The sequence below is a fragment of the Agathobacter sp. genome (assembly GCF_977054825.1).
This window is the reverse complement of the sequence record NZ_CDRTEH010000005.1, coordinates 1-13,581: the sequence shown is the minus strand read 5'-3', so window position 1 is coordinate 13,581 and position 13,581 is coordinate 1. Positions and strand designations below refer to the sequence as shown.

Sequence of the window (13,581 nt, the reverse complement as noted above, 5' to 3'; positions counted from 1 at the left end):
ATTTTAATCAAAAACACTAATAAATGCTCTTACTTCGCCTTCTGACCAAATTTATTTTCAGTTCCGCTTAAAAGTCTTTTGATATTTGCTCTGTGACGCCAGATAGCCATCGCCGTAAAACAAGCTGCAAGGATATCAAACTCTACCGCATAATTGCCACTCACTCCAAGCAGCCCCATATGGTTAAATACAATCGCCTGAATCAGAAATGATATGACAACCAGTATAGAACCAAGTGAGACATATCTTGTTATGGCTACTGCAAGAATAAACAATACCAGACATATCGGAGCTGCAATCGGACATACAGCGAGTATTACACCTGATGTACATGCTATTCCCTTTCCTCCCTTGAAATTAAGAAAGAACGGAAAATTGTGTCCAAGCACCGCGCCAAAGCCTGCGTACAGCTCTATGCATTTGACAGCTTCAGGATATGTATTTCTATATATGAAATAAAATATCAAAACTGCTATGATTGCCTTGAACAAATCTCCAAAGAAGGTAACTGCACCGGCCTTCCATCCAAGCGTACGAAGCGTATTGGTGGTGCCTGAATTGCCGCTTCCATGCTCTCTCACATCTATTCCATGTGCTTTACCATAAAAATATCCGGTCTGAAAGGTTCCAAAGAAATACCCAACAACCAATGCTAAAATCCTAGCCAATATCATCTTACTCATTTTCCTTTCGTTCTCTTGTAATAAACTTAAGCGCAGTTCCCCTGAAACCAAATGTATCCCTGATTCGATTCTCGAGATATCTGGTATATGAGAAATGCATAAGATTCTTGTCGTTTACAAAGATTACAAAGGTAGGCGGCTTAACAGAAACCTGTGTCACATAGTATATCTTTAGTCTCTTGCCCTTGTCTGTAGGCGGCTGCTGCATGGCAACTGCCTCCGTAACTATCTCATTTAACACTCCTGTTGCAACACGCATTGAGTTATTCTCTATAACAACATCAATGAGCTCAAATATCTTGTTGAGTCTCTGACCTGACTTTGCCGAAATAAACAGTATCTCTGCATATGGAATAAAGCTTAATATCTGTCTGATTTTCTCCGTGTGCTGCTTTACGGTATTATTATCCTTTTCAATGGCATCCCATTTATTGACAGCGATGATAATTCCCTTGCCTCTTTCGTGGGCAATGCCCGCAATTTTAGCATCCTGCTCGGTAACACCCTCTGTAGCATCTATCACAACTATGACAACATCAGCTCTCTCCACTGCTGAAACGGCACGGATAATACTGTACCGCTCTATATCCTCTTTAATCTTATTCTTGCGTCTAAGACCGGCTGTATCGATAAATATATACTCCCTGCCATCATACTTTATAGCTGTATCGATAGCATCTCTTGTGGTGCCTGCTATATCTGACACTATCACCCTGTCCTCACGTGCAAGCTTATTGATGAGTGATGACTTACCTACATTAGGTTTACCTACTATAGCAACCCTTGGTCTGTCATCATCGTCATCCTGCTTTGATGAATCCGGGAAATGCTTCACAACCTCATCAAGCATATCTCCAAGTCCCAGCATAGAGGCTGCAGAGATAGGATGCGGATCACCGATTCCCAAGTTATAAAACTCATACACATCTGTCATGTACTTTTCAAAACTGTCCACCTTATTGACAACCAATACAACCGGCTTGTGTGAACGACGAAGCATATCTGCTACCTTTGAATCGGAATCAACAAGCCCCTGCTTCACATCTGTGATAAAAATGATAACATCTGCCGTATCGATGGCAATCTGTGCCTGCTCTCTCATCTGCGACAGTATCACGTCTCCGGATTCCGGCTCGATACCGCCTGTATCAATCATGGTAAAATTGTAATCAAGCCATGATACATCTGCATAAATTCTGTCTCTTGTGACACCCGGAGTGTCCTTTACTATAGATATCCTCTCTCCTGCAAGCGCATTGAAGAGAGTCGATTTTCCAACATTTGGACGGCCTACGATGGCCACTACTGGTCTGCTCATATACTCTCCTGTTCTAAATTTATATTAGCTTATAGAATAACTGTAACTATTCAAATATAATTATAAAATAATAAACAAAACATCTATAACAGAGTAATTATATCACAATACCATTTACAGAAACAACTATTCATATGTCAAAAGTGGTTCTTTTGATGAAATTAATCCATTTTCTTTCAGAACAGCTATCAGATTAGTACAGTTTTCACCAAAGCTAATGTTGACGGAATACGTTTCAATGCCATCGGAACGGACATCCCCAAAATCAGAATACTCCTTTGTCACACCCAGTATATCTAACAGCTCCTCATACCATGTAAAACTATAGTCAATCCAGCTTTTTTCAATCCTGTTGCCCTTTGGTACTGTAAAATTCAGCATAAGATTGTACATATAGCTATTATCCTTATCCACTCCGTCAAGCATTCTCTGCAAATTATATTCCTGCATCACACCGGCCTCAACGTCCTTCTTTACAGCCTCAAAAATATCAGCAGCAACTTTTCCGTTAAAGCTCTCATTCAGCACATCTACATATTTATCATTGTACTGCTCTGCCGAGCCATTGATAAAGGTAATATCCGTCGTATCGCACTGCATTATGGCATTAATCATATTCTCTGGTTTATTTTCCTCCGCCATAATCGCCTTGCACTGCTTATGTGGATTAAAATCATCTGTTGTATGATATACACGGTTGACTTTTTCTCCGTTTTTTAATGTATATGAGATAGTAATATACCCGGAATCATTATATCTCTTTTTAAAATAATCCTTTTTCTGTGCCATAAGTATCTTTTGAGTCTCTAAAATCTTTTCAACATCTTTTCCCTCCAGGTTGATATCAAAATCTATGGTTATACAGGCAGAATCAATATCAGCAAGCTTCGGGATATAATTTTCCTGCACATTTCCGTAAACTGTTATGCCTCCAAATACAACTACAACAAACCCACCAAAAGCAATGATTTCCTTAAATAGTGCTTTAGAAAAAATCTTAAAATTCTTCCTTATAATCATCTCTAAAAGTAAGAAGGCTATTATTCCAAGCACCACTGCAAGCACCATAATTGCAGGAACCCCAATGCTGATTCTAAGTCCAAGCAGCAGCGACGCTGTGACAGTAGATAAAATCAGTCCTCCCAGACAGCCCAGTACCCATCTGAAAACCGGCTTAAGCTTTGGGATGGCAATAAAGCTTCCTGCATTTTCCAAATCTCTATGCTTATAAATCTTATAAGAAATAAAGTATATAACTGCAGCCGCAATGACATAGACTATGATAGTGTTTGTGCCTCTGAAAGTATATTTAATACAGTAATAATCATCCCCTGCCTTCTTCATGGTCGGATGAAATCCTACCCGATTGAGAAGCTGTAATATCGGTGCAAACCACGTAACAGTTATTTTCCTAACAAATTCCATATAAGGAAGCCCATACGATACATATGTCAAAACATTGGCAATGGCAATAACCGCTCCTCCATACAGCAGATTGACAACTACATACATCACTGCCACAGAAACAAGCTGCCCTGTAATCATCGCACACAGACACACCAGGCTGTACATAAAAAATGATATTCCCATTGTAGCAAGCAGATTGATTCCAATATGTACCACCTTCGTATTGCCATATGATATACATATAACAAACGACGTAATGTATTTAATTATCTGTGGAATCCACATAAAAAGCAGACCTGTCAATACATTTGTTGAAAAAAGCTGCCGCCTTGTCACAGGCATAGAGTGAATCATATTACATGCTCTCGAATTATACAGGTAACTGAACATTGCCATGCCTGTAACCAGTGCCATGACAAAAATGAAAATCATATCCGCCTCCATGCTGATAGCCGGGGACATTATATCAAGCATATACTTATGCCAGTTTGCGCCATAAATAAACTCTGCACTCTTAAATCTGCTCCACAGGGAAAACGGACCGTTAAGCAGAATTATGATTGTATACAGTGTCCAGATTGGCCAGTAAAGCTTTACATTCTTTTGCAGTATTGTTCTATTAATAAATGATGTCTTTGACTTCATAGTCCTCTCCTCCCATCTCATAGATAAATATTTCCTCCAGAGTAAGAGGCAGTACATCCACCACCTGTGGACTGTCCTTGCCATCTGTAATGGCCTTTACTACAGCATCCGGCTCTCCACGCACTATAACTGTGTATACTCTTCCTATATTTGACATGTGAAGTACTTTAAAATCCTGTGGTATCTTAGGCATGCCATACGGACACGCAATCTGAATCTTAGAAATATTTCCCTGCAGCTCTGTAAGAGACCGCTCTATCATAATCCTTCCATTATTGAGAATGCCTACATGATCACACACATCCTCCAGCTCACGCAGATTATGTGACGATACAACCACTGTAGTATTATTAACGGCCACATCATCAAGCATGATAGACCATATCTGTCTTCTCATAACAGGATCAAGTCCATCAACAGGCTCATCAAGCACAATAAGCTTTGGTTTACAGCACAATGCGAGCCAGAATGCCACCTGCTTCTGCATGCCCTTTGAAAGCTTTCTGATATTTCTTTTAACATCTATAGACGGAAAAAACTCCTGCATCCTGTAAAACTGCTTCTCATCAAAATCCGGATACATTCCCTTATAGTAATGCATCATATTGATCGTATCAGACTGCAAAAAATAAAACATATCATCCGGTATATAAGCCATCTGCCCTTTAATCCTTGCATTTTCATATACAGGCTCACCATCAATAAACACCTCTCCTGCATCCTGTCTCATTACTCCTGTAATATGCCTGATAAGTGTAGATTTGCCGGCTCCGTTTGGACCGACAAGACCATAGACAGCACCCTTTTCAACGTTCATATTAACACCGTCAAGTGCTGTAAAATCATCAAATTTTTTCACCAAATTATTTATCTGTATCATCATTACCCTCTATCACCGCAGCTTCAGTCCACATCTCTTGTAATACAAGTTCGGCTGCGTCATCTTCAATATTTAAATGCTCCTTCGCATCGTCCATCCTGGTCATCAATTCCTCAACAGGCGTCTCAAGTATAATTAACTCTGTAACCACCTGATCAAAAAGCAGCTTCAAATGCTTTGCCCGGCTCTGTCTGGCATTCTTGGCATCCGCAACGAAGGTTCCCTTACCGCTTTGAGTATAAAGATATCCTTCATCCTCCAGCTCTCTGTATGCCCTTGCTATAGTATTAGGATTGATTGCATACTTGCAGGCAAGCACACGGACAGACGGAAGCTTTTCATCCCGTTTAATAACATTCATAACGATCATTCGTCTGATGCTTTCCTTAATCTGTTCATAAATAGGCTTTGAATCTCGATAATTTAACTGCATATCGTTCTCCCTGGTTCATATACGGCAGTACTGCTGTGACTTTTATATTGACTCAAAGAACCATAAGACATTCCTTCCGTCAGCATCAGTTCTCACACAGTGTACTATCCAACGTGATACACCTATTTTAACATATATAGCATTCAGTGTTTCTTATTATTTCCTTAATAGATTGTACGAAATTTACTTAAGAAACATAAAAGCGCCAAGATTTCCTCTCCTGCCATGACTTGCTCTATGTGAATACAAAAGAGATGGATTACAGCAGGTGCATATATTTGTTATGGCAATATTTGCTTCCTGCACACCAGCCTCCACAAGCACCCTCCTGTTGCATTCCCAAAGGTCAAGCTGATATTTGCCATCCCCCTTATAGAGCAAAATATCTTGTGCATGAGGATCTTTAGCTGTCGCAAATTCATCCACAAAATGCTCTGCAACATCCTGACTTATCTCATAGCAGTCCTGACATATTGAAGGTCCTATCGCAGCTATAACATCATGCGCCTGAGTACCAAACTCCCTGTTCATAGCAATAAGTGTCTGTTTTCCCATGCGATTTACAGTACCTCTCCAGCCCGAATGACTAAGTCCTATCGCCCTATGTACCGGATCAACAAAATAAAGCGGTACACAATCAGCATAAAATGTGGCAAGAACAACATTTGGCTCATTCGTGATAAGTCCGTCCACATCTGTATACGGTCTCTTTCTTGTTACTCCGATACCGCACTGCTTTCTTCCAACTCTCAAAACATTGGTAGTATGTGTCTGATCTGTCGTAACAATCTGTCCTGCTTCTGCTCCGATTGCCTCCGCCACTCTTTTATAGTTTTCTAAGACCTTTTCCTCGTCATCACCACGCGTAAAGCTTAGATTTAAGCTCTCAAACATTCCTGTACTGCAGCCGCCAAGACGTGTTGTAAAGCAATGCTCTATCATAGAAAGCTCATTAAGCTTCTTAAAATGTAATAACGGCACAACACTGCCATTAGAAAGGACATGCCTGTTAAGCTCAAAAACATCTTTATCACTATTTTTCACAAAATCATTTATAGTAATTTCATCAACACCTTTGTGTATTTTTTCAGCCTGTATATTCTTATCAATCTCTATATTGTTGTCAATCTTTATATTCTTATTAATCTCTGTCTTCATATTTGTATCTATGCAATTATATATTGACGGTAACTATTGTTTTTTATAATTACTGCTTATAATTACTTTTTATAATTGCCTGCTCCTTATCTTTTTCATGAAATACTCTACTACGGCGTTCAAAAATCAAACGAACCAATAATGCTGAATCAGAAATGCTAAATCAAAAATGTCAAGCCAATGGCTATTGGCAACCCTCAAATGCATTCTTCAACACAGTAACCTCGTCATCGTCCACTGCTATCACATCAAATCTGCATGGCGTCCATTCATTCAGACCATGTGTCATAAGATAATACCTTGCAACCGATATGATTTTTTTCTGTTTGCTATACCCCACTGCTTCAAGAGCGCTGCCACATCCATTATCTTTGCGATATTTCACCTCGCAAAAACATATTGTATCCCCATCCTTTGCTATTATATCTATCTCTCCAAAGCGGTTTCTGTAATTGCGGGCAAGTACCCTGTATCCCATCTTTATTAACTGCTCTGTCGCAAGCTGCTCATATATACTTCCAACACTTCTTTTATTCATAACTGCCTCAAATACTGTAAACCCTCACATTATTTTTGATCAATCTTTGCCTTAAGCTTATCCAGATCATTAACAAAAACAAGTATTTCCGCAACGACCTCATACAATTCCGGCGGAATCATATCACCTATTTTAAGCTTAGACAGTGTATCCGCAAGCTTATCATCCTTATATGTAGGCACATTGCTTTCCTTTGCCTTCTCAATAATTTTATCCGCAACAGCGCCCTTGCCTGTAGCAAGTATTTTGGGTGCCGCTTCTCCCGGCACATACTCTATAGCTACGGCTGTTTTGCCTGTGTCAATTCCATTATTGTTACGATTATCCTTTTCGCCATGCATACAACTCACCTTTCTTTCTAAAGTAAGCTTTAATTATCAGTAGTAACTATTCGTAAATTATCTTATACACTGCTATGCTCTCATGTCAAAGGAATATCTATGCACCTGACCTGTAGGTGGCAAATCCTTTTTAAGAAATCCATCGACAAAATTAATCTGTTTTGAATCGCTGTTTACATTCAATTCACAATTATAGCCCTTATCCTGCAATCTCTTTTCCAACACAGGCAGGAATTGTTTTACAAGTGTGTACGACTCATCACTATCCAAATAGAAATTAGTTGTCACCTTCCTATGAAGCATTTTAATTGACACATCAGTCACACCAAGATGCTCTAAATCCAAATGTAAAAATGCTGATAATTCTTTGTCCGGGTCCGACATGCTTTTCTTATTTGTGTACACATACAGCTGTCCGCTGGCATTTTTTTCGTTCATCCTCAGTGGAACCTGCACATATGTATATGCCTCGTTTATCTGGTTCATAAATTCAATATTTCCACGGATATTATCTGCCAGCGCCTCCGCTTTGGAATTCACCACGCCTGTTGTCTTCAAAATATTTTCCATATTTGTTATCTGTTTTTCAATTTTATCGTACAAGCCATCAAGCTTCTTAGGATTCTTTTCTAAATCTCCCGGCTTAATCATCCATTGCTGTTCCAATGCTTCCTTCAACATAAGCTTAAAGGCTTCTCCTGAAAACAAATTTCTCAGTGTATTGGCATTTGCCGGCGTGTTTTCCAGCATACTCTTTATATCATTAAGTATTCCGACAACACTGCTATCCTCTGAATACAAGGAAATATTGTTTTCCTGTAAATTCGGAAGCAGCATTCTGACCTGTTCATTAAGCTCTTCTATCTGCTTATCTGATAAAATAAAACCAATGGTATTTGACGGCGATTCATTGTCCTGTAAAAATATATTATCTATTCCCTGGGAATTATCTGTTTTCTGTATTGTCTGAATATCCTGCGATTCACCGGAAACACTATTTAATGATTCAAATAATTCTGCAATATTAAAGTGTTTTTTTACTACAGGTGCCGATTGATTATCACGCATTATTGCCTCATACGAAGACATATCAGAGGCTTCATTTGAAATAAATGCCTCTTCCGGCAAACCTTCTGTAACAACATTTAGAATATCCCTTGCCTGGGTTACAAGCTTATACATTGATAAATCTTCAGCTGAAAGAGCATTCGGCAGCTCCTCTATCAGGCTATCCATAGCAATTGTAATAGCCTGTTTATCATTAGCATAATTTTCAAACTGAGCTGCATTTACCTGATTAATTTCAATTCCAAGCCTCTTTAACTCAACAAGTGTAGTCACATTAATATCCTTATTATCCTGCACAAGCTGATACATCTGATTAAGACTTGTCTTATCAATTGGCATCTGCTCCTCCATCATCTTGTTCACCATCGACAAATTGATGCCATCTACCGGCAGTCCGGCTGCCTTTAGTGCATCCATCAGTGTGAGATTGGCTCCCTCACCATCAACTGTATATGGTTTGATTTCTATGGTTCCCCCATCATTATTTTTCACCTGAAAAAAAACTGACTGCCCCTGTTCAAATGAAAACTTTCCTGCAAGCCTCGCTAAAATCTGCTGCCCGTTTGACAGGGCAAGCTTCACCTGATTGCCATGGACGCTGCTTACTGTTCCCTCAAATATCATTCCTCTGGACATTTCATTCAAAGAAGATACCAGTTTCTCAACACCCTTGGCTCCTGTCATAGGCTCACCATTTGCCACTGATTTATTATATTGACTTACCAAATTTGATATCTGCATAGCATCACCCTGATATAGTATCGTTTATGTTTAAGTACATCTTTATAAATTGTATCATTTATTGGTATTTATGTCACTATCTTACTGTTCAAACCGCGCTGCCAAACCTCACTACGGCCTGCAACTATTGTTCACCCCTAACAGTGTGACCAGTAACGATTACAGCCTTTAAAAAATCAGGTAAATTCCACCATATTCTTCCTATACCACTTTGGACAAAGATTACGCTGACACTGTGGATTGAACCGTTCCTTTATATCAGTGTACTCAAAATACACCCTCCATAACTGCTCAAAATTGTCTGTCTTATCCGGCACGCTTCCCTCAAGCTGCTTAAATTCACTTTCATTTATATAAAAGCATTCCTTAAGCCTCGGGTGAACCACTGCATATCTTCTTCTCTCATCATAAATCACAAAATTCTCCCCGGGATATCTGTCCACAAAATGCCACATAATAACCGGTATCATATCACATTTTGGCTCAAAGTGCGCAAACAGATAGTTTCCATTATCACTGAAACGAATAAATCCTCTTATCTTGTCGGCCTCTTTATTTACCTTTCTTGAAAGCTCAAATACCTCCATAACATATTTATCGGTCATATGCTCCATAATCCTTTGTCCAACCTTAAATGCCCTGACAAGAAATCCAAGCACTATTGTTGCTCTATTATCAGAATAGTGGCACAAAGCATCAAATACCGTCTCATATATCTTAAAACCGAGCTTCTTCTGAATTGCCAGAATTGTCTTTTGAACCTTTACCTCATCGGTAACAATATCTATTGTCCTAGAAAAAAGAGTATAGTTCCCACCCATACCTGTCTCAATTGAAATATTATCCCGGTATATTTCGTGATTTTCTTTTTGCATTTGGTTTTTGTATACAAAAGCATCATATATCGCTGTAAAAATCCCATTTATATTATTGTCGCATCTCAATATTATATTATCCATGCATACTTCTCCCTCGTAAATTTACAAAAATATTATTCACTCCACCATGTCTGCCACAACGAATACTATCCATAAAAAATGCCTCTGCTATCCGAAGTATACTGTAATCCGGCGGTAATTAAATCTACAGTGAAAAACACTCAGCCGGATATAAAATCAAATATACTCATCTGCTCATAAGTACATGATTTATTGTCAGCCAAAAGCATGGTATCCGGTCTCTCATTGTATATAAGATGCCTTGTAATATAGCTCTCCTCAAGCTTTGTATTGTACATCATGCGACCATCACAGGTGATAAAGTACAGTGCTCTTTTGAGCACAACACCCATTTTCTTTAAATCAGTAAATGAAAGCTTTGCATGCTTTCTTGCTTTAATAATACGCCTGACGCTATTAGTGCCTATACCCGGAACCCTGAGAAGTGTATAATAATCCGCCGTCATAATCTCTACAGGAAAACACTCCAGATGCCCTACAGCCCATTGACACTTTGGATCAATATAATCATTAAAGCTCTGATTATTCTCCGACAAAAGCTCCCCAGCCTTAAAGCCATAAAATCTCATAAGAAAATCTGCCTGATAAAGCCTGTGCTCTCTCCTTAGCTGCGGAGGCTGCCCTATACCCGGCAATGACTCATCCATATTGACATTCACAAAAGCCGAATAAAATACTCTCTTCATATCAAACCTGTTGTACATTGCTTCTGCCACAGATATAATCTGATAATCACTCTCTCCTGTTGCACCAACAATCATCTGCGTACTCTGCCCCGCAGGCACATAATATCTGTCAGGTCTTTTGATACTTAAGCCTGTATTATTGTTATAAGGATCATCTCCATAAGAAACATCCGTTGTCTCACTGACGAATCCCGGATTAAACTGCGCTCCCAATCCCCAGCTTTTTTCAGCAAGCTTATCAGCCTTCCTGCAATCTGAAGCAACACTAAGCCTTCTGTGATACTCGGACAATCTTGCAGCACTATCTTTTATCTCGGCCATCTGCTCATAATATGCATGTTCATCAATATACATGCGGTTTTTCATACTGCTATTGCCATGATACATTCGGCTGTCCTTTATACCATTTTGAATAAATCTCATAGGTGTAAGAATGTTCTTACGCACCTTATTCGGAGCAACTGTCCTAAGTCCCTCCGCGGTGGGCAGCTCTAGATTAACACTCATCCTGTCGCAAAGATATCCAATCATCTCAAGAATCTCAGATGAAGCACCCGGTATGCCCTTGATGTGTATATACCCATTGAAATGATATTTGTTTCTCAAAAGAAAAAGTGTGGTATATAAAAGGTGCATGGTATGCTCAGGCGATTCTATGATACCGGAGCTTAAGAAAAGACCCTCTATATAATTGCGTCTGTAAAACTCAATAGTAAGCTTACATACCTCTTCAGGCGTAAATGCCACCCTTTCAACATCATTACTGCATCTGTTGATACAATATTTGCAATCATAAATACATTCATTTGTAAAAAGTATCTTAAGAAGCGATATACACCTGCCATCAGCCGTAAACGAATGACATATTCCGCTGGCAAAGGCACTCCCCATATCCTTTCCATTACCCAAACGGGATGTACCACTTGAAGTACATGCAACATCAAACTTTGCCGCATCAGACAAAATCTTAAGTTTTTCCATAATGTCAGCATTGATTGATGTTAACATAATGCCCTCCTTTTTCTCGAACATCTGTTTGTATTATACAACATACGTTCGAGAAAAGCAAGTGGTATTTTGTGGATACAATATTTGGCTAACTCATAACCGGAATTTGTTTTTCATTTAAGTTGCCAAAAATATCAAATCACTTTCGGCAATACTTAATATTTCCATTGATTTCAAAACAAAAAACCATAGATATCTTAAACTCATTAAGATACTATGGTTTTTATTTATAATCATTATATATGATGATTTGTAACTATTCAGTTGCCAAAATATGTCATAGCCTTTATCAACATACTTTATTCACTCTTGAAATAAGATTGATAAAAGCTGCAATTTGACATAATTTATCCCAATTTAGTCTTGAAAAACTTGATGATCCTATCCCACAGCTCATCCTGGAAAAACTGCAGATCAGCATGGTCAGCGTCTTCCAATGCAATCAAATCAGCGTCACAGCCATTTTCAATAAGCTTATCGTAAAGCTCCTCGCTCTGCTCGAATGAAACAGTCTGATCATTTATACCATGGATAATCAAAAATGGTGGTGCATCCTTCGTCACCTTGGATACAGGAGAACTGTTGTATGCATCCTTGATATTTCTCATAATATTATAACCAAGTAAAAGCGACTCCATAGACGCTGCACTCTCCTCAGCATCTTTATACTTAAATGTGCTGAGGTTAGTCGGTGGATACCATGGACATGCTGCCTGAATGCTGCTGGACTCCTCAAGATAGTCTCCGACATCATGAGCCTTATCATTGTCCAATGCCGCCATACATGTCAAAAATCCTCCGGCTGATTCTCCCATCGCACCAAAATGCTCCTTGTCAATTCTGTATCTGTCTGCATGCGCCTTCAAATACCTGATCGCAGCCTTCACATCCTCTATCTGTATAGGATAACTGCCCTCATTTGATGTGCGGTATTCCACACTGCAAACAACAAAGCCATGATGTGCAAGCATGCTAAGATACGATAAATGTGCTGACTTATCCATCCTCATCCATGCACCACCGCATATCCATACTATACACGGGTAACGCTTATCGGACATATCCTCCGGATATATTAAATCCAGTTTTAAATCTCTACGACAGTGATCATACCACGAATCCACCTGCGCATATGTGATATCTGATACCTGCACATACTGTGGTTTTGTTATATTAATCCTAAGCTTTTCCTTCATTTAAAAATCCTCCCTACATTTCTTTTCATTTTTAAACATAAAAAACCTTGAAACAACCATCTTGCTTCAAGGTTTAAGAACAGGGGATGAGAGAATCGAACTCCCGCTAAAAGTTTTGGAGACTTCTGTCATACCATTTGACCAATCCCCTATATTCAAATATTATATCAAATATAGAAAAAGGACGCAATAGGAATTACGTCTTATTTTTAATGTACCTTCAAAACTTCATACAAACCCGATTTGTTTTTATAATCTACACCGAAAAACTCATCTCGATTCCGCTTCGCTTCATCTCGATGGATTTGCTTCGCAAATCTGCGTCCATTCCAATTCAGCCTTCTGCAAATAAATTTGCAAAGCCTGAATTCTCATGTACTCGTCTTTCTCCGCTATTAACCAGATTAAGCCCTCGACCTATTAGTAACAGTCAGCTCCACATGTTGCCATGCTTCCACCTCTGCCCTATCTACCTTGTAGTCTTCAAGGGGTCTTACTCCATATTGGAGGGATATCTCAT

General features: G+C 39.0%; 12 protein-coding genes, 1 tRNA gene and 1 rRNA gene. All 14 read right to left on the bottom strand.

The window, feature by feature from the left end:
* Positions 1-29: 29 nt before the first annotated feature.
* Complete coding sequence (plsY, locus tag ACW6PM_RS06585; protein ID WP_308657590.1) at positions 30-683, bottom strand: glycerol-3-phosphate 1-O-acyltransferase PlsY; 654 nt, start codon at positions 681-683, stop codon at positions 30-32.
* Positions 676-2,001: a ribosome biogenesis GTPase Der gene (der, locus tag ACW6PM_RS06580; protein WP_109257354.1), complete on the bottom strand. Its 1,326-nt coding sequence runs from the start codon at positions 1,999-2,001 to the stop codon at positions 676-678. The genes plsY and der overlap by 8 nt, the downstream gene beginning before the upstream one ends.
* Positions 2,002-2,127: 126 nt before the next feature.
* Positions 2,128-4,053, bottom strand: coding sequence for a hypothetical protein (locus ACW6PM_RS06575; RefSeq protein ID WP_456056624.1), 1,926 nt, complete (start codon positions 4,051-4,053; stop codon positions 2,128-2,130).
* Positions 4,028-4,933, bottom strand: a complete 906-nt coding sequence (locus ACW6PM_RS06570) for an ABC transporter ATP-binding protein (RefSeq protein WP_456056706.1) — start codon at positions 4,931-4,933, stop codon at positions 4,028-4,030. Before ACW6PM_RS06570 ends, ACW6PM_RS06575 begins: the two co-directional genes overlap by 26 nt.
* Positions 4,917-5,366, bottom strand: a complete 450-nt coding sequence (locus tag ACW6PM_RS06565) for a GntR family transcriptional regulator (RefSeq protein WP_456056623.1) — start codon at positions 5,364-5,366, stop codon at positions 4,917-4,919. Before ACW6PM_RS06565 ends, ACW6PM_RS06570 begins: the two co-directional genes overlap by 17 nt.
* A 183-nt stretch (positions 5,367-5,549) precedes the next feature.
* A complete protein-coding gene (gene pgeF, locus ACW6PM_RS06560; RefSeq protein ID WP_456056622.1) occupies positions 5,550-6,524 on the bottom strand; it encodes a peptidoglycan editing factor PgeF in 975 nt (324 codons plus the stop codon).
* 184 nt (positions 6,525-6,708) lie between these two features.
* Positions 6,709-7,062 carry a YraN family protein gene (locus tag ACW6PM_RS06555; protein ID WP_456056621.1) on the bottom strand — a complete coding sequence of 118 codons (354 nt, stop codon included), beginning with the start codon at positions 7,060-7,062 and terminating at the stop codon, positions 6,709-6,711.
* A 29-nt stretch (positions 7,063-7,091) separates the two neighbouring features.
* Positions 7,092-7,403 (bottom strand): EscU/YscU/HrcU family type III secretion system export apparatus switch protein, encoded by a 312-nt coding sequence (locus ACW6PM_RS06550; protein ID WP_308650081.1) that lies wholly within the window; start codon positions 7,401-7,403, stop codon positions 7,092-7,094.
* A gap of 72 nt (positions 7,404-7,475) precedes the next feature.
* Positions 7,476-9,212, bottom strand: coding sequence for a flagellar hook-length control protein FliK (gene fliK / locus ACW6PM_RS06545; protein WP_456056620.1), 1,737 nt, complete (start codon positions 9,210-9,212; stop codon positions 7,476-7,478).
* A gap of 176 nt (positions 9,213-9,388) precedes the next feature.
* On the bottom strand, positions 9,389-10,171 hold the full coding sequence (locus ACW6PM_RS06540) for a TIGR03915 family putative DNA repair protein (protein WP_456056619.1): 783 nt from the start codon (positions 10,169-10,171) through the stop codon (positions 9,389-9,391).
* Positions 10,172-10,311: 140 nt separating this feature from the next.
* Positions 10,312-11,865, bottom strand: a complete 1,554-nt coding sequence (locus tag ACW6PM_RS06535) for a putative DNA modification/repair radical SAM protein (RefSeq protein ID WP_456056618.1) — start codon at positions 11,863-11,865, stop codon at positions 10,312-10,314.
* Between the two features lie 347 nt (positions 11,866-12,212).
* A complete protein-coding gene (locus ACW6PM_RS06530; RefSeq protein ID WP_456056617.1) occupies positions 12,213-13,061 on the bottom strand; it encodes an alpha/beta hydrolase fold domain-containing protein in 849 nt (282 codons plus the stop codon).
* Positions 13,062-13,141: 80 nt separating this feature from the next.
* Positions 13,142-13,212, bottom strand: a tRNA-Trp gene (locus tag ACW6PM_RS06525).
* 249 nt (positions 13,213-13,461) lie between these two features.
* A 23S ribosomal RNA gene (locus ACW6PM_RS06520) occupies positions 13,462-13,581 on the bottom strand; the annotation flags it as partial.

Excerpts from the sequence above, each read along its gene's own strand:
- plsY (WP_308657590.1), bottom strand. The coding sequence starts at position 683 with ATGAGTAAGATGATATTGGCTAGGATTTTAGCATTGGTTGTTGGGTAT.
- der (WP_109257354.1), bottom strand. The coding sequence starts at position 2,001 with ATGAGCAGACCAGTAGTGGCCATCGTAGGCCGTCCAAATGTTGGAAAA.
- ACW6PM_RS06575 (WP_456056624.1), bottom strand. The coding sequence starts at position 4,053 with ATGAAGTCAAAGACATCATTTATTAATAGAACAATACTGCAAAAGAAT.
- ACW6PM_RS06570 (WP_456056706.1), bottom strand. The coding sequence starts at position 4,933 with ATGATACAGATAAATAATTTGGTGAAAAAATTTGATGATTTTACAGCA.
- ACW6PM_RS06565 (WP_456056623.1), bottom strand. The coding sequence starts at position 5,366 with ATGCAGTTAAATTATCGAGATTCAAAGCCTATTTATGAACAGATTAAG.
- pgeF (WP_456056622.1), bottom strand. The coding sequence starts at position 6,524 with ATGAAGACAGAGATTAATAAGAATATAAAGATTGACAACAATATAGAG.
- ACW6PM_RS06555 (WP_456056621.1), bottom strand. The coding sequence starts at position 7,062 with ATGAATAAAAGAAGTGTTGGAAGTATATATGAGCAGCTTGCGACAGAG.
- ACW6PM_RS06550 (WP_308650081.1), bottom strand. The coding sequence starts at position 7,403 with ATGCATGGCGAAAAGGATAATCGTAACAATAATGGAATTGACACAGGC.
- fliK (WP_456056620.1), bottom strand. The coding sequence starts at position 9,212 with ATGCAGATATCAAATTTGGTAAGTCAATATAATAAATCAGTGGCAAAT.
- ACW6PM_RS06540 (WP_456056619.1), bottom strand. The coding sequence starts at position 10,171 with ATGGATAATATAATATTGAGATGCGACAATAATATAAATGGGATTTTT.
- ACW6PM_RS06535 (WP_456056618.1), bottom strand. The coding sequence starts at position 11,865 with ATGTTAACATCAATCAATGCTGACATTATGGAAAAACTTAAGATTTTG.
- ACW6PM_RS06530 (WP_456056617.1), bottom strand. The coding sequence starts at position 13,061 with ATGAAGGAAAAGCTTAGGATTAATATAACAAAACCACAGTATGTGCAG.